The 17,120-nt window shown below is 70.4% G+C and carries 25 protein-coding genes and 1 pseudogene; 23 read left to right on the top strand and 3 right to left on the bottom strand.

Going from position 1 to position 17,120, the window contains the following annotated elements; genetic code table 11:
- The first annotated feature begins 13 nt into the window (after positions 1–13).
- Positions 14–496 (top strand): SsrA-binding protein SmpB, encoded by a 483-nt coding sequence (smpB, locus tag ACYVLJ_RS31620; RefSeq protein ID WP_043776590.1) that lies wholly within the window; start codon positions 14–16, stop codon positions 494–496.
- Positions 493–1,389 carry an amidohydrolase family protein gene (locus tag ACYVLJ_RS31615; protein ID WP_460441444.1) on the top strand — a complete coding sequence of 299 codons (897 nt, stop codon included), beginning with the start codon at positions 493–495 and terminating at the stop codon, positions 1,387–1,389. The genes smpB and ACYVLJ_RS31615 overlap by 4 nt, the downstream gene beginning before the upstream one ends.
- 21 nt (positions 1,390–1,410) lie before the next feature.
- Here ACYVLJ_RS31615 and ACYVLJ_RS31610 read toward each other — a convergent pair.
- Positions 1,411–2,550 (bottom strand): annotated as a pseudogene (locus ACYVLJ_RS31610) (acyltransferase family protein); the annotation flags it as partial.
- 88 nt (positions 2,551–2,638) lie between these two features.
- Between ACYVLJ_RS31610 and ACYVLJ_RS31605 the strand changes: the two are divergent.
- Positions 2,639–4,105 (top strand): recombinase family protein, encoded by a 1,467-nt coding sequence (locus ACYVLJ_RS31605; protein WP_460441443.1) that lies wholly within the window; start codon positions 2,639–2,641, stop codon positions 4,103–4,105.
- Positions 4,106–4,148: 43 nt separating this feature from the next.
- Here the strand turns inward: ACYVLJ_RS31605 and ACYVLJ_RS31600 are convergent, their stop codons facing one another.
- The gene (locus tag ACYVLJ_RS31600; protein WP_460441442.1) at positions 4,149–4,466 is read right to left on the bottom strand and encodes a hypothetical protein; all 318 of its coding nucleotides are present in this window, start codon (positions 4,464–4,466) and stop codon (positions 4,149–4,151) included.
- A 159-nt stretch (positions 4,467–4,625) separates the two neighbouring features.
- Positions 4,626–5,063, bottom strand: coding sequence for a helix-turn-helix domain-containing protein (locus ACYVLJ_RS31595; RefSeq protein ID WP_460441441.1), 438 nt, complete (start codon positions 5,061–5,063; stop codon positions 4,626–4,628).
- Between the two features lie 144 nt (positions 5,064–5,207).
- Here ACYVLJ_RS31595 and ACYVLJ_RS31590 point away from each other — a divergent pair, with 144 nt between their 5' ends.
- The 20 genes from ACYVLJ_RS31590 to ACYVLJ_RS31495 all read left to right on the top strand — a co-directional run bounded on the left by ACYVLJ_RS31590 (position 5,208) and on the right by ACYVLJ_RS31495 (position 17,032).
- Positions 5,208–5,477, top strand: a complete 270-nt coding sequence (locus ACYVLJ_RS31590; RefSeq protein ID WP_460441440.1) for a helix-turn-helix domain-containing protein — start codon at positions 5,208–5,210, stop codon at positions 5,475–5,477.
- The gene (locus tag ACYVLJ_RS31585) at positions 5,474–5,650 is read left to right on the top strand and encodes a hypothetical protein (RefSeq protein ID WP_460441439.1); all 177 of its coding nucleotides are present in this window, start codon (positions 5,474–5,476) and stop codon (positions 5,648–5,650) included. The genes ACYVLJ_RS31590 and ACYVLJ_RS31585 overlap by 4 nt, the downstream gene beginning before the upstream one ends.
- A 78-nt stretch (positions 5,651–5,728) precedes the next feature.
- Positions 5,729–6,217, top strand: a complete 489-nt coding sequence (locus tag ACYVLJ_RS31580) for a hypothetical protein (RefSeq protein WP_460441438.1) — start codon at positions 5,729–5,731, stop codon at positions 6,215–6,217.
- Positions 6,217–6,465: a hypothetical protein gene (locus ACYVLJ_RS31575; RefSeq protein WP_460441437.1), complete on the top strand. Its 249-nt coding sequence runs from the start codon at positions 6,217–6,219 to the stop codon at positions 6,463–6,465. Before ACYVLJ_RS31580 ends, ACYVLJ_RS31575 begins: the two co-directional genes overlap by 1 nt.
- Entirely contained in the window at positions 6,462–6,938 is a 477-nt protein-coding gene (locus tag ACYVLJ_RS31570; RefSeq protein ID WP_460441436.1) for a hypothetical protein, read from the top strand. Before ACYVLJ_RS31575 ends, ACYVLJ_RS31570 begins: the two co-directional genes overlap by 4 nt.
- Complete coding sequence (locus ACYVLJ_RS31565; protein ID WP_460441435.1) at positions 6,935–7,279, top strand: hypothetical protein; 345 nt, start codon at positions 6,935–6,937, stop codon at positions 7,277–7,279. Before ACYVLJ_RS31570 ends, ACYVLJ_RS31565 begins: the two co-directional genes overlap by 4 nt.
- Positions 7,276–7,470: a hypothetical protein gene (locus ACYVLJ_RS31560; RefSeq protein ID WP_460441434.1), complete on the top strand. Its 195-nt coding sequence runs from the start codon at positions 7,276–7,278 to the stop codon at positions 7,468–7,470. Before ACYVLJ_RS31565 ends, ACYVLJ_RS31560 begins: the two co-directional genes overlap by 4 nt.
- Positions 7,467–8,378, top strand: coding sequence for a PD-(D/E)XK nuclease family protein (locus tag ACYVLJ_RS31555; RefSeq protein ID WP_460441433.1), 912 nt, complete (start codon positions 7,467–7,469; stop codon positions 8,376–8,378). Before ACYVLJ_RS31560 ends, ACYVLJ_RS31555 begins: the two co-directional genes overlap by 4 nt.
- Positions 8,375–9,673, top strand: a complete 1,299-nt coding sequence (locus ACYVLJ_RS31550) for a hypothetical protein (RefSeq protein ID WP_460441432.1) — start codon at positions 8,375–8,377, stop codon at positions 9,671–9,673. The genes ACYVLJ_RS31555 and ACYVLJ_RS31550 overlap by 4 nt, the downstream gene beginning before the upstream one ends.
- Positions 9,673–10,146, top strand: coding sequence for a hypothetical protein (locus ACYVLJ_RS31545; RefSeq protein ID WP_460441431.1), 474 nt, complete (start codon positions 9,673–9,675; stop codon positions 10,144–10,146). The genes ACYVLJ_RS31550 and ACYVLJ_RS31545 overlap by 1 nt, the downstream gene beginning before the upstream one ends.
- Positions 10,143–11,636, top strand: coding sequence for a hypothetical protein (locus ACYVLJ_RS31540; RefSeq protein WP_460441430.1), 1,494 nt, complete (start codon positions 10,143–10,145; stop codon positions 11,634–11,636). The genes ACYVLJ_RS31545 and ACYVLJ_RS31540 overlap by 4 nt, the downstream gene beginning before the upstream one ends.
- Positions 11,633–11,785 carry a hypothetical protein gene (locus tag ACYVLJ_RS31535; protein ID WP_460441429.1) on the top strand — a complete coding sequence of 51 codons (153 nt, stop codon included), beginning with the start codon at positions 11,633–11,635 and terminating at the stop codon, positions 11,783–11,785. Before ACYVLJ_RS31540 ends, ACYVLJ_RS31535 begins: the two co-directional genes overlap by 4 nt.
- Positions 11,776–12,288 carry a response regulator transcription factor gene (locus ACYVLJ_RS31530; RefSeq protein ID WP_460441428.1) on the top strand — a complete coding sequence of 171 codons (513 nt, stop codon included), beginning with the start codon at positions 11,776–11,778 and terminating at the stop codon, positions 12,286–12,288. Before ACYVLJ_RS31535 ends, ACYVLJ_RS31530 begins: the two co-directional genes overlap by 10 nt.
- Positions 12,285–12,485: a DUF6011 domain-containing protein gene (locus ACYVLJ_RS31525; protein WP_460441427.1), complete on the top strand. Its 201-nt coding sequence runs from the start codon at positions 12,285–12,287 to the stop codon at positions 12,483–12,485. Before ACYVLJ_RS31530 ends, ACYVLJ_RS31525 begins: the two co-directional genes overlap by 4 nt.
- 31 nt (positions 12,486–12,516) lie before the next feature.
- Positions 12,517–12,879, top strand: a complete 363-nt coding sequence (locus ACYVLJ_RS31520) for a hypothetical protein (protein ID WP_460441426.1) — start codon at positions 12,517–12,519, stop codon at positions 12,877–12,879.
- A 47-nt stretch (positions 12,880–12,926) separates the two neighbouring features.
- Positions 12,927–13,820 (top strand): DUF2303 family protein, encoded by an 894-nt coding sequence (locus ACYVLJ_RS31515; protein ID WP_460441425.1) that lies wholly within the window; start codon positions 12,927–12,929, stop codon positions 13,818–13,820.
- A gap of 185 nt (positions 13,821–14,005) precedes the next feature.
- Positions 14,006–14,437 (top strand): hypothetical protein, encoded by a 432-nt coding sequence (locus ACYVLJ_RS31510; RefSeq protein WP_460441424.1) that lies wholly within the window; start codon positions 14,006–14,008, stop codon positions 14,435–14,437.
- A gap of 192 nt (positions 14,438–14,629) precedes the next feature.
- Positions 14,630–14,842 (top strand): hypothetical protein, encoded by a 213-nt coding sequence (locus tag ACYVLJ_RS31505; RefSeq protein WP_460441423.1) that lies wholly within the window; start codon positions 14,630–14,632, stop codon positions 14,840–14,842.
- Positions 14,843–15,066: 224 nt separating this feature from the next.
- On the top strand, positions 15,067–16,035 hold the full coding sequence (locus tag ACYVLJ_RS31500; protein ID WP_460441422.1) for a hypothetical protein: 969 nt from the start codon (positions 15,067–15,069) through the stop codon (positions 16,033–16,035).
- Positions 16,028–17,032, top strand: coding sequence for a hypothetical protein (locus tag ACYVLJ_RS31495; protein ID WP_460441421.1), 1,005 nt, complete (start codon positions 16,028–16,030; stop codon positions 17,030–17,032). The genes ACYVLJ_RS31500 and ACYVLJ_RS31495 overlap by 8 nt, the downstream gene beginning before the upstream one ends.
- Positions 17,033–17,120: the final 88 nt, after the last annotated feature.

The following is a 17,120-nucleotide window of genomic DNA, read 5'->3' as shown; positions in this document are numbered from 1 at the left end:
GTAGAGTGGTCGTATGCCCAAGGAACGTGGCCAGAAGGTGATCGTGTCGAACCGCAAGGCGCGGCACGATTACTCCATCCTCGACACCTACGAGTGCGGTCTCGTGCTCGTCGGCACCGAGGTCAAGAGCCTGCGCGAGGGCAAGGCGTCGCTGGCGGACGCGTTCGCGACGGTCGACGACGGCGAAGTCTGGCTGCGCAACGTGCACATCCCGGAGTACACGCAGGGCACGTGGACCAACCACATGCCGCGGCGCACCCGGAAGCTGCTGCTGCACCGGCGGGAGATCGAGAAGCTCATCGGCAAGACCAAGGAGAGCGGTCTCTCGCTGGTGCCGCTGTCGATGTACTTCAAGGACGGCAAGGTCAAGGTCGAGATCGCGCTGGCCCAGGGTAAGAAGGCCTACGACAAGCGGCAGACGCTCGCCAAGCGCGACGCGGAGCGGGACATCAGGAAGGCCATGGGCCGCGCGCTGAAGGGCCGGTTCACGGAGTGACGGCGGGCCCGGCCTCCGACAGCGACGTAGCGCGCTGGACGGCGTCACTGGGCCTGCCGGGCCTGGTCGACCTGCACGTCCACTTCCTGCCGAAACCGGTGATGGACAAGGTCTGGGCGTACTTCGACCAGGCCTCGACGCACTACGGCACCGACTGGCCGGTGCACTACCGGACGTCCGAGGACGAGCGGCTGGAGACCCTGCGCTCGCTGGGCGTGCTGCGGTTCGCGCCGCTCGTCTACCCGCACAAGCCGGGGATGGCCGAGTGGCTGACTTCGTGGGCGCTCGAGTTTGCATCGCGCGTCCCGGACGCCGTGCCGACCGGCACGTTCTACCCGGAGGAAGGCGCCGGCTCCGCTGTGGACGGTGCGCTGCGCGCCGGCGCCCGGGTGTTCAAGGCGCACGTGCAGGTGGGCGCGTACGACCCGCGTGACGAGCACTTGACCCCGGTCTGGGGTGCGCTCGCCGACGCGGGCGTGCCCGTCGTCGTCCACTGTGGACACGGTCCGTTGCGGGGTGACTTCACCGGGTTGTCGGTCTTCGAAGAGGTCCTGAAGCGGCACCCGAAGCTGACGGCGGTGCTCGCGCACGCGGCGATGCCCGAGTTCGGCGCCGCGTTCGACCTGCTGGCCAAGTACCCGCGCGTGCACCTGGACACGACGATGGTCGGGGTCCCGTTCGCGGAGAAGATGTCGCCGCTGCCGCCGGACTGGACCGCGCGGCTGGCCGAGTACGCCGACCGCGTCGTGCTCGGCACGGACTTCCCGAACATCCCGTACTCGTACGCGACGCAGCTGCAGGCGATCGCCGGCTGGGCGGCCGACGATCGCCTGGGGGAGCCGTTCCTGCGGGCCGTCCTGCACGACTCGCCCTTGCGGTTGCTCAAGCCCTGAAGCCGTTTCAGCGCCGTTCTTTCAGCGACGCAGCGCCGCGCGTTCGCTCACCACGACCGCGCGGCCCAGCAGGTCGACCACCGGAACCTGCTTGCCCGCCAGGAGGAACCCGGCCGTCGCGAGGACCACCCACGGCAGCGGGCCGTGCGCGATGCCGTCCGACAGCGGCGCGAAGCCGTGCGCGGCCAGGCCGAGCAGGCCACCGGAGATCATCAGGCCGGCGACGACCAGCTGCGGCACCCTCGCCGTCACGACGGCGGTGTCGCGCTGCGTCTCGAAGTGCGCGAAGAGCTTCAGCAGGCCCAGCAGGACCAGCCCGCACACCGCGAACCACGCGGGCGCCATGACGAGCCAGAACACCGTGCCCGGTTCGGGCGTCTGGTAGCCGAGGCCGTAGACCGTCACGCCCGCGACCACGATCAGCGCCGGCATGTGCCAGAGGTAGACGCTCATGAACCGCGCGCCGAGCCAGCCGAGCGCGTGCCCGATGCCGGGGCGCTCCGCGAGCGCGTTCAGCTGCGGGCGGAAGGCGAGCAGGAGGCCGATCTGGCCGACGGCGAGGAACGCGAGCAGCACGGTCGGCGGGCTCATGTTCGACACCGGCGCACCCGGCATGCCGATCATGCTGGCCGGGTACGGGCCGAACGCGACCATCAGCGCGGTGACGCCGAAGCCGGCGGCCGACAGCGTCAGCGCGCCGCGGCGGGTGAGCGTGCCGAGCCGGCCTTCGACGTAGTGGAAGCCGAGCTGGTGCACGGCGACCCAGACGAAGATCGCGTTGGCGTAGCCGATGTAGCCGAAGTCGTTGAAGCGCGCGACGTCGACGAGGATCCCGGCGACTCCCATGACCAGCGGGACCTTCAGGCCCCACCGGCGGTGCGCGGCGACCATCAGCGGCGTCAGCAGCACGACCAGCATGTAGACCGCGAGGAACCACAGCAGCTGCGCGGCGATCGCGCTGCCGACCTGGAGCGGCTGCGGTGGAACGCCCATGCCGCGCAGGAAGTCCGGGACGACCAGCCAGACGGCCATCAGCGGCAGCACCGGCACCATCAGCCGCTTGACGCGCCCGGCGAGCCACTTCTGCGTGGATTCCGCGCGGCGCAGGGAGATCAGGTTGGCCGCGCCGCCGGCGAAGAAGACCAGTGGCATGACCTGGGTGGACCCTTCTTTATGGTAGTTTACGCACATGGTCGGCGCACACGCAACGAACACCCTCGACGGCGCAAACGCACGCGATCTTGTCCGGGTGTCGCACGACAAGTTCGGCAAGGAGAAGTCGCCGGACGACCAGCACCGCGACCACGGGCGCACCGCCAAGGAGCGCGGGTGGAAGCTGGTCGGCCCGTCGTACCGCGACCTCGTGTCCGCGTCCAAGTTCGGGCCCGAGCACCGCAAGGACTTCGAACGCCTCATCGAGGACCTCGAGTTCGACCGCTTTGGCGCGAAGATCCTGATGATGTGGGAGAACTCCCGCGGATCCCGCCGCGAGAGCGAGTGGATCAAGCTAATCGATCTGGCCGAACTGCGCGGCGTCGTGTTCTGGATCGAGATGCTCGGCAAGATCATGGACCCGGCCGACCCGCACGACCGCCGCGAGCTCGTGAAGGCGGCCGCGGACGCTGCATACGAATCGGCGCTGATCAGCTTCCGCTCGTGCCGCGGCACCCGCGAGGCGGCCACAGACGGCAAGCCCCACGGCCGGATCCCCTACGGCTACCGCCGGATCTACGACGACCGGACGGGCGAGTTCCTCGAGCAGGTGCCCGAGGAGACCGAGGCGCCGATCGTGCGTGAGCTGTTCCGGCGCGTCCGCCGCGGCGAGTCGATCCGGTCGGTTGCCGAGCGGTTCAAGGAGCGCGGGGTGGAGAAGCGGTCGGGTGGTCCGTTCACGCCGGCGCACCTGCGCACGATCCTGATCAACGAGGCTTACGCCGGGATCCGGATCCACGACCCGGACCGCAAGGCCGGCAGGCCGAAGCTCGGCCCGCGCGCGCGGAAGGTCCAGGCTGTCTGGAAAGGGCTGGTGTCCAAGAAGACGTTCGACGACGTGCAGCGGTTGCTGAGCGAACCGGAGCGGAAAACGACCCGGGACGGCGGCGCCCGGCACCTGCTGTCGATGATCGCGAAGTGCGCCGTGTGTGGCTCGGTGGTCTCGGCGCGTCCGTGCCGGACCTCCGGCGAGCTGCGCTACGCCTGCCACTCGGCGAAGGGCTGCTCGCGCGTCGGGTACGACGACCTCGACCGACTGGCCACCGGCCTGATGCTGGCGTGGCTGGCCGACCCGGACTGCTACGGCGTGCTGGGCCGGGCCGACGCCGCGGCCAACGAGCGGCTCGGCGAGGTGCGCGCGGACCTCGATAAGGCGATCGCCGACCGTGACGAGCTCGCCGAGCGGGTCGGCCGCAACGAGCCGGGGTTCTCGCTGGCGTTCGCGGCGAAGGTGGCAGCCGGTATCGAGGAGCGGATCGCGAAGCTCGAGGCGGAGGAGAAGGCGCTGCGGCCGTCGATCCTCGAGGGCCTGATCGAGCCGGGGCCGGACGTGGCGGAACGGTGGAAGAAGCTGCAGCTTGACAGCAAGCGGCGGATCGCGCGGTCGCTGCTGGTGCCCGAGTACGTCGGTGAGATCCAGGTCAAGCCGGTGGGGCGGGGGCGGCGTGCGGTGCCGGTGCCGCTGCTGGATCGAGTGCGGGTGTACCGGCGGGCGGCCGCGTAGCGCGGCGGGCGGGGCGTTCCCCAGTCGCCCGCCCGCCGCGGCGTCAGTAGTCGCGCAGCTTGCGGTCGAGGTCGTTGAATGCGCTTTCCAGCGCGCGAGCGGCGTCGGGGAAGGCCGGTACAGCTGGTGGTGTTGATCTGCGGAACTCGAACAGCTCGAGCAGGGCTGCGAGCCAGAGGACGACCATCGAGGCGAGGCCGAGGTTCAGGGGGGCCGGCGACCAGTCGAGCATCGTGGTGGCGACGCAGACGGCGGCGTTGATGAGCGTGACCGCCGCGGCGATGCCGAACAGGATCCCGACGTGCAGGGGAACCTTGGGGACGTCGGTTCCGGTGGTGGTCTGGTCCGGGAACGTGGACATTCTTCGGGGCCTCCTTGCCCGTTTGGGTGGCGATGTTCCGCCATCTGTCACAGGTAGGTTCGTCCGGACTGTCCATTGTGTTAGGACATCGCCGAGATTTACGACAAATTGCGCCACGTGGGTGACGTAATGTTGGCACAAACCGATCACAGCCTTGGCTTACGTGGCCGTTCGGTCTAGGGTGACCTGCTCTTTCTTGATCTGCCAGGCCTCGGCGAGCCAGAGCACGGCGGCGTCCTCGCCGCTGGTGGCCTTGAACTGCCGGCCGATTTCCATGATCTCGTCGAACGGCATCGCGCGGATGCGGTCGATCGACTCCGGTGACCAGGTGTGATGCCGGCCGCGGGGTGTGTCGGGTACGCCGAGAGGTGTCGGCTCGCCGCCCGCCAGAAAGATCTCCATGCCGCCCGGTTCCCAGAGTAGGAATCGCTCGATCATCGATGCGGCCTTGTCCGAGATGCTGATCTTTCCGTCGCGGATGCGCGTCAGGTTCTGGGGTGTCATGTGTAGCTCGCGTGCTACGTCGACCCACTTGATGTGTCGGCGTTCCCGTTGATCTTCAAGGAGTTGCGCAAGTCGGGCGCGACGTTCGTTCACGCTTCCCCCGTCCTTGTCCACACATAGACACACATTAACGCACACGGGTTGTCGGGACAACACTCAGCGTTGCGAGATCAACCCGTGACCTCACATGTGTGTCTATGTGTTGTCATTCGACACACGTGTGAGTACTTTCGACACATGGCACGAACGATCCTCAAACTCCCGACGGACGGCGCACGCATCCGTGAACTGCGGGAACTGCGGGGTTGGCACCAGGGCGACGTCACCGAGCGGACTGCGCGACGAGGGGCACGCATTCCGCGCTCGCGACTGAGCCGCATCGAGAACGGTCACGAACGCCCGACCGCTCCGCAGCTCAAGGCCCTGGCACAGGTGTTCCGCGTGAAGGTCGCCGACCTGCTGCAGCAGCAGCCGGTGACCGACGAGCCGGAAGCCGTCGCGCTGTGACCAGCCCCCACCAGGACGACGAGTTCGTGATCGAGGCCCTGCCCGGCGAGACGGAAGCGGAGTTCATCGCCCGCGTCGTCGCCGCCGCCGGACGCCCCGGCCCCGAGCTCGCCGCCGAGCTCCGCCGCCTGCTCCCGCCGGTCACGGCCGAGCAGGCGGAGGACGCCGCTTGATCACGAAGAAAGACGCCCGCCCCCTGCCGGTCCAGGGCGGGGGCGGGCCGAACACGAGAGGCACAGGAAAGGGCTCTCATGATCAGCACTCAGGTTAACCCGGGAACGGTCGGACGGCACCGCGCCAGCGCCACCCGCGACCAGACCCGCGCCCGGTTCGGACTGCGCGCGGTGTGCGCGCTGTTCACCCGGCGGCGCCGCGCGGCCACCATCCCCGCCGCGTACGACGCCGACTCCACGGAGATCCTCGCCGCGGTCGGTGACCTCATGCCGCCGCTCGAAGACCGCATCGCGATGATCGAGCAGAACGCGGGCGTGCACGTCACGATCGACCCGCACTTCGTCCCGGGCGAGTGCGGCCGCTGCGAGACCGAGCGGCCGAACATCACCTGCATCCGGATCTACGCCGTCGACCCGCACCCCGCCGTCATCCGCCCGCTCGGCGGCCCGGACGGCGTGATCGACACCTGCTTCTGGTGCGGCATCGGCTCGAACGGCGCCGTCGCGCTCGCGCTGTCGCAGGCCCGCACCGTCGACCGCGACCTCTGGATCGAGGTGTGCGAGTAGTGGCCGCCGGAACCCGCGTCACCTCCCGCGTCGTCGTCCCGACCGGCGACGGCACCACCCCGGGGATCAGCTGCCCCATGCGGCTGCTGCAGGGCGTCCTCGTCCTGGCCGCCATCGTCGCGTTCGGGTTCGCCGTGGGCTACGCCTGGGCGGCCGCGATCGACTCGATGCCGCAGCCGTACAAGGCGCCGACCCTGACCGGCTGCGCCGCCTACGGCCCGGTCTGCGCGATCGGCGGTGTGCGATGACCGACCAGCCCACCACCACGCCCGCGCCGGCCTCCCCGCCCGCGACCGCGCCGGACTCCCCCGCGCTGCGCCTCGCCGAGCGGATCATCGCCCTCGGCCGGCACCTGCGCCACAACTCGACGCTGCCGAACGTCGACGTCAACGGCCGCCCGTACATCGACGGGTTCCAGCTCGACCTCGTGGTCTCGACGCACTGGTTCCAGGACGAGCCGCGCGGCGCGGCCGCGGTGCTGGCCTGGGCCGCGACGCTCGCCGACGCCGTGATCGAGCTGAGCCCGTGCGCCCGCGCCGGGGAGACCCGGGTCGCGGCGCTCGGCGGCATCGACAAGTTCCGGGTCCGGGTGTGGCACACCGAGACCGGTGACCTGCACGCGTGGCTCAACGACGGCAAGCCCGTGATCATCCCCCTGGAACAGCTCACCGCGTACGTCACTGCGGGGTCCACAAAGGACATCGAGGTGACGAATCGATGACCACCACCGACGAGACACCGCTGCACGTCCAGCAGGCCGAAGGCCTGCACCGCCTGGCCGACGCCGTCGCGTCCGGCGCTGACATGAGCTACGGCATGCAATACCTCGTCGAGAATCTCACCTCCGTCTACGTCTCGTTTGACGGCCCGGCGCGGGAGAACTTGACCGCGTTCGCGACCGGTATGCGCGACGCGGGTGCCGACGTGGAGGTCAGGAACGAGCCCGAGAACTGCACCGTGATCGCAACTTTCGGCGTGCTCAAGGTCCAGAAGTCGGCGAGTGCAAAAGAGATGGCCAGCGAGTCTCCGGTCGCGTACGAGCCGTTGGTGCTGCCGTCATGAGCAAGGCCGACGACATGATCCGCTCGGAGCTCGGGCCCGACGACGACAACCCGTACCCGCGCGGTGGTCCGCGCCGGTCCGGGTGGTGCCTCGAGCGGGTCGCCGAAGGCGTCGTGTTCGTCGGCATCGTCGCGTTCACGATCGCGGCCGCCATCGACGGCAAGCTCGGCGAGCGGAGGGCGGGCCGATGACCGACACCGCCCTCCCGCTCGACCTCGCCATCGCCGCGCCCGGGGTGTACCTGGACATCCCGGACGAGACCTACCACCGCGACCCGGTCGTCGGCGGCAGCCTGTCCTCGACCGGTGCGCGGAAGCTGCAGCCGCCGTCGTGCCCGGCGAAGTTCCACTACGAGCGGTCGCACCCGCGGCCGCCCAAGCGCGAGCTCGACTTCGGGCGGGCGGCACACAGCATGCTGCTCGGCAAGGGCGCCGACCTCAAGATCATCGACGCGCTCGACTACAAGACCAAGGCCGCGCAGCAGGCGAAGGCCGCGGCCTACGCGGCGGGCGAGATCCCGGTGCTGCCGTGGGAGTACGACCAGATCGAGGACATGGCGCTCGCGCTGCGGCAGCACGAGTACGCGTCGATGCTGCTCGACCCGGAGCTCACGCACGTCGAGGTCACGCTCGTGTGGCGGGACAAGATCACCGGCGTCATGTGCCGGGCGCGGATCGACTGCATGCGCAACGACGCTCAAGGGCAGCTGCTGATCGTCGACTACAAGACAGCGGTCAGCTCGGAACCTTCCAAGATCAGCAAGGTGATCGCCGACCGCGGCTACCACCAACAGTTCGACTGGTACATCAGCGGCGCCATGGAACTGGGCTTGACCACGCGGCCTGTCCCGCTGCTGATCGTGCAGGAAAAAGAGCCGCCGTATGTGGTGACGGTGGCGCGGATCCCGAAGTCCGCAATGGACATCGCGGACATCAAGAACAGGGCTGCGCTGGAGATCTACAAGCAGTGCACCGAAACCGGGGTTTGGCCGGGCTACGTCGAGTCGATCGTGCAGACCCCGCTCCCGCCGTATGAGGAGCGGAAGTTCAACGACGAGCTCGACGCCGGCGTCTATGACATCAAGGGGAAGAAGAAGTGAGCACCGAGACGCAGAACGGCCGCAGCAGCAAGGAACTGGCGCTCGCTACGGCGGTCGCCGGGCCGGGCCGCATCGGGCAGGGGACGGCGGTCGAGCAGTCCCGCGCGGTCGCGCAGGTTCAGGCGATGGTCGTTGTGGCGCAGCAGTTCCCGCGCGACATGCAGAAGGCCATCCGGATGATGCGCGAGTCGTGCCGTTACCCGCAGCTGGCCAAGCGCGCGTTCTACAAGTTCCCGCGCGGCGGCACGAGCGTGCAGGGCGAGACCGTCTACCTGATGCGGGAGCTGCTGCGCATCTGGGGCAACGCCGAGTGCGGCGTCGTCGAGATGCGCAGCGACTACGAGGCGGGCGAGTCGGAGATGCTGTCCTACGCCTGGGACCTCGAGACCAACTCGCGGGTGTCCAAGACGTTCGTGGTCAAGCACACCCGCGACGTCGACGGCGGCACGGCGCCGCTGACGCAGGGCCGGGACATCTACGAGAACAACGCCAACCACGCGGCGCGCCGCGAACGCGAGTGCATCAAGTCGATTCTCCCGCCGTGGTTCGTCGACGAGGCCAAGGAGCTGTGCCTCAAGACGCTGCAGGACGGCGGCGGTGTCCCGCTCGACAAGCGCATCGCGAACCTCGCGGCGCACTACGCGCAGGACGGCATCACGATGGACGACCTCGAGCGGAAGGTCGGGCGGCCGCACACGAAGTGGACCCCGGTCGACGCGGCGAACATCGAGATCACGCTCACCTCGCTGCGCAACGGCGAGACCACCCGCGACCTCGAGTTCCCGAAGACCGACGACCAGACGCCCGACGCGATCGCGGGCAAGGGCGAGAACGCGGTGACCGCGAAGCCGGCGCTCCCGGCCACCCCGGCGACGGGCGCACCGGAAGGCGGCGACGGCGAGCCGGAGGGTAAGCCCGCGGTGCCGGGCGTCGGCACGGTGACCGAGCAGACCGACGTCGAGGGCGAGGACTTGCCCGGGCCGGGCAGCACGCCGTCGGCGGCCGCCGGGGAAGAGACCGAGGGCGAGGGCGACGCGCCGCCGAAGGCGGGCGGCCCGAAGGCGCGGCAGGCGCAGATCAGCGCGATCACGACGCTGCTCAAGGACAACGGCGTCGAGGACAACCGCACGCTGCAGCTCGCCATCGTCGGGATCCTGCTCAACACGCCGCTCCCCGCGTTCAGTGACTTGTCGGCGGACGAGGCGACCTACGTGTTCAACCGGATCCCCTCGCTCGTGAAGGACGGTCTGTTCGAGACCACGGTGCAGCGTGCCCGCCAGGAAGCGGGCGTGTGATGTCCATGTCGGACGCGGGATCGGTGGTCCTGCTCGCCATCATCGTCGGTTTCTTCGGCGTGCCATGGCTTTTCTACCTGGGGATCGATCGGCTCTGCCGGAAGGACGAGGAACGGATGCCCACCGTGGACATTCTGGGTGAGATCGCCGAGCACGCTCAGCTCAACGAGGTGCCGCGCTACTACAAGCAGTTCGACAGCTCAGGTGCGGGCGGGGCGGTGCTGACGCTGCGCGACCGTGAGGTCGACACGTTCGTCCGGTGGGCGAAGTCGCTCGCCGACCGCCTGATCACGGGGCACGTCCGCGACGTCGTCGGCATGCTGCAGGTCTCCGGCTACCTCCGGTCTGGCGCGGCGCTGAACGTGTACGTCACGCTCCCGGCCGGGGCCATGCACGACGGGCACCTTGTCGGCGTGGTCGACCTGCCGGTGCTCGAGCAGTTCGTGGCTGACCGTGTGGCGGTGCCGGCATGACCGACACCTACACGTGCCCGGACGAGGCGCCCGTCGACGAGCAGACCGCGGTCGAGCGGGCGATGGAGGTCGACGCCGCGGACCGGTTGCAGTACCTGCGGGAGAAGGCCACGAGCGGCGAGGTCGACTTCGAGCGGCTGCAGCTGCGCAACTCGGTGGCCAACCGGCTGCAGCCGTTCATCGCCGTGGCGCGGGCGAGCGAGGCCTCCGACAACGAGATCGCCGAGGGCCTGGCCGTCGTCGCGATGGCGGTGTTCGACAGCGTGCGCGAGGAGAACCTCCGGCTGCAGAAGAACATCCACCGCGCGCACGACTTCCTTGGCGAGATCTCTCTCGAGCTGCTCGACGTCGCCCCAGATAGCGGGCATGCCCTGGACAAGATCCGCGCGCTCAAGTCCAGGATCGACCCGGTTGAGTACCGGCGGGTCGACCGGCTGTACGCGGCCGCGGTGCGGAACGTGAACATGCTGCACGACGTCATCGAAGGCCTGTGCCAGTCGACCGGCGACGACGTCGACCGGCGGCCACGCCCGGCGATGGAGCAGCGCTACAGCCTCGGCTATGGCCATCTGCTCGAGCGTCGCGACGACGACGTGTGCACCTGCGACGCGCCCGTCGAGGCGGTGCCGGGCGGTGGCGCGCACCGGGACTGGTGCGGCTGGGAGCCGGTGGTCGCGCTCGACGACCTGCCCGGGCTGCTCGCCTTCCACTTCGGCGAGCCCCCGGCGGGGCCGATCCGGCTGAGCAAGCACGTGGCACGGCACCTGTACTGCGGGCCGGGCAACGACCACGAGATCGCCGTCACCGTCGGCGCGCACGACAAGGCCTGGTCGCTGTTCCTGCTCGACGCGGCGAACGCCTACATCGCCGCCGGACACCGGCCGCCCGTCGAGCTGCCCGCGCCGGAGCCTTCGCCCTACCACGCGCTTGACGTCGCCGAGGCCGCGGCCGCGGTCGAGGTGCCCGAGGTCGCCGAGGCGATCCCGGACGTCCGGCCGGCCGCGGAGCCGAACGGCTGCCGCTGGTGCGGGATCGGGCAGCGGGAGCACGGCGGGCAGTGGATCGACCCGGTCGGCTGGCACAGCTGGGGCGCGCCGAGCAACGCGCAGCGCCTCGAGCGCATGAAGGCCCGCCGCGCGGCCGCGCTCGCCCGCCGGGCGGGTGAGGGCTGCCCGTGCTGCCGGACGTTCGACGAGCCGCAGCTGAGCCCGACGACCCTCGCGTGCGTCGGCGGGCTCGAGCCGGGCGGCTGCGGCCACCCCGGTGAGACGCACGCCGCGCGGGCCCGGGTGACGGTCGGGTCGATGACGCCGCCGGTCCCGGCCGCGCCGGAGGTCACGACCGAGGATGAGGACGACGAGTTCGTCGAGCTGGTCTTCGGTGAGGGCCCGCCCGCCGAGACCGAGCCGGTGTGGCCGGGCGTCGACGAGGCCGCGACGGTCACCGACCTGGCCGTGGTGCCGGACGAGCCCGCGGGTGGCCAAGGGTGACGGGCGTCCTGCGGGCGCTGATCGGCCGGGTGGTCACGGTGGTGACCGCCCGGCGTCCGGTCGTCCCGCCGCGGCCGCCGCTCGTCGAGGACGGGTGGCCGGGCGTCGACGAGCGGATCGCGGCGGAGGTGAGCACGCCGTGGTTCTGAACGGAGTGGTCGCCACCCGGGTGCAGCCCCGCGTCGCCGTCTGGGGCCTCGACCCGGAGACGCTCGCGACGGCGCTCGGCTACCTGGCCGACTGGGGGATCGACGTCAAGGACTCCGGCCTGCGCGCGCCCGAGCTGGACGGCTGGCAGGTGTTCGAGGTCAACGCCGACCGCGGACGCCACGGCAGCCGCGGCCTCGGGCTGCGGGCGCTGCAGGTGCTGCAGCTGGTCGCCTCCGGCTACACGAACCCGGAGATCGCGACCGAGCTCGGTATCGCGCTCGGCACGGTGCAGGAGCACCTCAAGCGGCTGTTCCGCAAGCTCGGCGTGTCCAGCCGCGAGGAGGCGGTGCTGGTCGCCCTGCGGGTCGGGTGGCTGTATGTGGATCCGCTCGACCCGGTTTTCGCGTCGTGGCGCGCGGACGTCGACTCGGCGCCGCTGCCGGACCTCGCGTCGACGGTGCTGCCCGCGGTGGCTGCCTGGCGGTCGGGGAGCGCGGCATGACCGCGCCCGAGCACGTGGACTGCCGGCGCTGCGAGCGGCCGCTGCGGACCGCGCGCAGCCGCCGGAAGGGGATCGGCCCGAAGTGCGAGCGCCTCGAGGCCGAGGAGAACGCCGGGTACGCGCGGCGCCCGCCGTCGCGCCCGGGCGAGGACGACGAGGTGATCACCGGATTCCCGGAACTGGTCGAGACCTCGTAGAAGTGTTGCAGGGTAACGGAAGGAAAGACAGGTGACCGCCACTATGTCCACAGAGGACACCAGCACCAAGGGCGACGCGGACGCGAAGGACGCGCCGCCGGACTTCGCGGCGACGTTGCTCGGCATCGGCCAGGGCCGGGCGCACCGGGAGCTGTCGGAGCAGATGGCCGCGCTCGTGACGGCGGTCGAGCAGACCAAGAAGGGCGGCAGCCTGACCCTCACGATCAACGTCAAGCCGCAGAAGAACCTCGGGATCGCCAACGCGATGTTGGTCACCGCCAGCGTCGGCACCAAGCTGCCGAAGTTCGACCAGCAGGGATCGATCTTCTACGCCACCGAAGACGGCGGCCTCGCGCGCAACCCGGGCAATCAGCAGGAACTGCCGGGCCTCTGACCCCGGCACGCCACCACCACTAACCCCCTGAACAGGAGCACACGCACGTGACCGAAACCTTGCTGACCGCAGACCGCGGCGACGGGGCGCTGATCGAGGACCTCGCCCGCCGGGCGGCGGAGTCGGCGGCCGCGCCGGAGCACTACGCGCTCGCCGAGGGCTCGCACATCATCGCGCGCATCGAGCGCGACGACGAGGACCTCAGGACGTACAACCTCGAGCGTTGGCTCGACAAGCCGACCCGGGTCCGCGGCGCGGCGACGCTGCACAGCCCGGACGACTTCACCGAGTACGTCCGCCGGCTGTCCAGCCTGGGCCTGACCGTGTGGGGCGCCGAGAGCGCCTCGCGGTTCACCGCCGTGTTCAACGACCACCAGGACCCGGCGGTCGCCGGGTGGCGCGACCACACCGCCACGCTGCAGCTGCAGTCCGATCCGGACTGGAACACCTTCATGCAGCGCGACGGCAGCCTGACCACGCAGCAGGATTTCGCCGAGTTCCTGCAGGACTACGCGGCGGTGTTCATCGAGCCGGACGCGGCGACCCTGCTCGAGATCGCGGTCGCGTTCCGCGCCCACCGGAAGGCGAACTTCTCCTCGGCGATCGACCTCGACACGAAGACGATGCAGCTGGAGTACACCGAGGAGGTCCGGCAGGACGTCAGCCGGGCCGGGGAGATTCCGCTGCCCAAGACGTTCACCGTCGCCCTGACGCCGTGGCTCGGCTACCCGCCGGTCCAGGTGGCCGGGCGGCTCCGGTGGGACATCGAGGGCGGGCATCTGCGGATCGGGTTCAAGCTGCACCGCCCCGACGTCGTGAAGCGCGACGCGTTCGAGGAGATCCGCACCAGCATCCGGACCGCCCTGAACCCCGACGACCTCGGCTACGAGGTGCCCGTGCTGCTCGGCACCCCGCCGGGGGCGATCGCGCCGCAGCAGTGACTCGCGGGCCGGCGCTGCCCCGGCCGGCCCGCTGCGCACCGGGCATGCCACCGCGCCGGCTGCCCGGGCTGGTAACCCGTCCCGTCCCCGGCCGCGTCACGTACGGCCGGGGACGGGGCGGCACTTGGCATACGCACGAAATCGGGGGTGCACGAATTGATCGGTCTACGCGGAATGGGTACGTGATGGGCGCCGCGAACGCGCTCGCCGCGTACGTGCGCTTTGCGGGAAAGGTGCCGCCGCTGTCGATGCAGCTGCTGGTCTACATGGCGCTGGTGTCGCGCGACCACGACGAACAACCGTGGTTCGGGCTCGGGCACAAAGCGCTCGCCATTCACGCCATGAACCGCCCGGACCCGGACGACGCGGACCTGCGGGCGGTTCGGCGCGCGATCAGCCCGCTGCTGCAGAAGGAAGCGATCATCGCTGACCGCGCCGCGAACGGGCGTCGGAACGAACATCCGACGGTCCGTTATCTGCTGCTGCTCGACCCGACCGTAGGACGGAATTCGTCCTGTGGACAACCCGACGACGAGGGCTGTGGACAAGTCGTCGAACTGGCCGCCCGTAGGACGAAAACCGTCCTACCGCCAAACGTGAAAACCATTCCACCGTAGGACGGTTTGTGGTCGCACCGTAGGACGGAATCCGTCCGGACCGTAGGACGAAAACCGTCCTACTAAGGAGTAAGAGGAGTACGAGGAGCGACCAAAGAGCACGGGGAGACACCCGACGCAACCCACCACGCGCCGCCGTCGCCTGTGGACAAACCGCCCCCCACCACCCGCCAAAGCACCCGGAGGTGACCCATGGCCCGACACGACCGCACCGGCGACGAAATCGACGACGACGACCCCGCGGCCCAGCCACCCCACCGATGCGACGGCGGATGGATCGACCGCGACGCAAACCCCGCCCGCCCCTGCCTCGTCTGCAAACCCCACCTCTCCCGCGAAAACCTCCGCCGCGCCATCGCCGACGCCGACACCATCCGCGCCACCCGCCACCAGGAGCACCCGTGACCACCCCGGCCCCCACACCCACGAACAAGACCGGCTGCCCCCGCAGCTGCCCCACCGCCGACCACTGCAAAGCCTCCATCGCCATCCCCTGCCCCCAAGGCCGATTCGACGAAGGACCCACCGGCCGCTTCCAGCCCTGCGGCTGCCTCGAACGCGAACGCTGCACCCGCGGCTGCGGCATGTGCACCAACTGCGACGGCTGCTACTGCGGCGAGGACTGACCCATGACCACCGCCCACATCGTCGCCCTCAACAACAGCGGCCACGTCCACCTCGGACACCACGACCTCGACGGCTGGCACACCGAATGCGGCCTCATCGCGGAATGGACCGTCGTCACCGACCCCCTCACCTGCCCCACCTGCCTCACCGCCATCTACGGCCCACCCCACCCACAGGAGCAACCCATGCCTGACCAAGGCGAACTGACGTCCGTCTTCGAGTGCGCGCGCGAAGGCCGCCGGTTCCTCGACCAGGCAGCCGAGCGCCTCGAGCACGTGTCCGGCTCGGGCGAGTTCGCGCAGGCGGCGGCGACGATCGGTTGCGGCTACGTGCAGCTGGCCGTGCTCGAGCTGCAGGCGGAGGCGGGTGCTGGGGCAGCGCAGCACAACGAGCGGATCTTGGAGATGCAGTCGGTCGTTGCCGACGCGCACCGGGCGCTGGAGGGCCGCGTGCGTGCTGAGCAGGCCGAGATCGAGCTCCGGATCGGTGCCCCGTCGAGCCCGGCCGCCGACGCCGCGGTCAAGGCCGCGCTCGAGCGGGTCGGCCTGGCGCCGGCCGCCGAGGTGACCGAGCCGGTGATCTGGGTCGTGGCCGACGAGGACGGCCCGATCCACGCCTCCCCGGACGAGGCGGTGGTCGACCGGTTCATCGCCGACAACCAGGGCACCTACGCCGGGATGACCAAGACCGCGGTCGAGGTCGAGCAGCCGGAGGCCGAGGAGGACGGGCTCGAGCCGGACCTGCCGGCCGGGACGGATCCGGCGAAGCTGCCGCCGTTCCTCGCCCGCCGCTACCGCCCGGCCGACGACGAGCTCACCGCGTCCGGCGTCGGCTCGTTGAGCGAGGCGATCGCGCTCGCCCTCGGCGACGCCTACGCCGGGATCGAGTTCGAGGACCCGACGTTCGAGCGCGGCACCGAGGCCGTCATGGCGGTGCTGCGCGAGCGCGCCGAGGAGGCCGGTCGTGGCTGACGTCGTCGACGCCGGGTGGACCCGGCACGGCTGGTGGATCGGCACCGGCGACAAGGTCAGCCCCACCGAGCAGCCGCCCACCGTGCTGCTGCCCTGCAACGAAGGCCCTCTCGGGGGCTGCGCCGGCTGCACCGCCGACGCCGACCGGATCCTCGGCGGCCGCGCCGTCGAGTGCACCCGGGTCGCCTCCCACCGGCTCGGCGCGCCCCGCTGCGTGGGCTGCGGCGGCAAGGGCTGGCACGAGACCCCCGAGGACGCCCGAGCCGATCTTGCCCAAGCCATCGCTCCGGCCGCCCCATCCGCCCCAGGAGCCACGAACCCCGCCACCCCGGTAGGCCAGGACGTCAAGATCGGCAGAGACGATCTCAGGGCCAAACTGCTGCAGCTCGTCTACCGCTGCAACCACAGCGGCGCCGAGCTGATCGAGACCCTCCTCAACGACGGGTGGGCACCGCCCGGCTTCACGCTCGAGCGGTTCGACCTCGACGAGCCCGTCGAGTTCTACGACCACACCTACGGCCAGTGGCGGGTCGGCACGGTCGCCCGCGACTACGGCGACCAGCGCGTCGACGTCCGCGAGTACGGCCTCGCCAAGCACTGCCGCCGCGAAGACGTCCGCCGCCCCACCAGCGCCACTGCCGCCAACTGGTACGTCGATCACGACCCCCGGGCCGCCGCCACCTACTGCGGCCTCCGGGCGCGCGTGAACGTCTGGAAGACCCACGAGACCGGCCACGGCGTGAACGTGGACTTCGCCCCAGACGGCCGTGTCATCGGCTTCAAGATCCTCGACCACCGCCCGGACGGGCCTGCAGTCGAGCCGGTCGCCGCGGTGCTCAAGCTGCAGCAGGCCGACCAGCTCGGCTACGTGCGCCCCTCCGACGAGTGGGTCAACGGCCAGGGCGAGCCGCTGCCGGACGACCAGCAGCAGGCCGCGCACTCCCTCGTGCGCGTCGGCCTGCTGCCCGGGTTCGAGGAGGCCACCCGTGGCGCCTGACGGACCCGTGCCGCGCTGCCCGCACTGCGGCGCTGAGTTCACCGACTCCGGCGCCCGGGATTCCCACGCGCAGACCTGCTCGAGCAAC

The organism is Amycolatopsis stemonae, assembly GCF_054781455.1.
The sequence above is the reverse complement of the archived record's forward strand: the minus strand, read 5'-3'. Positions and strand labels throughout refer to the sequence as shown.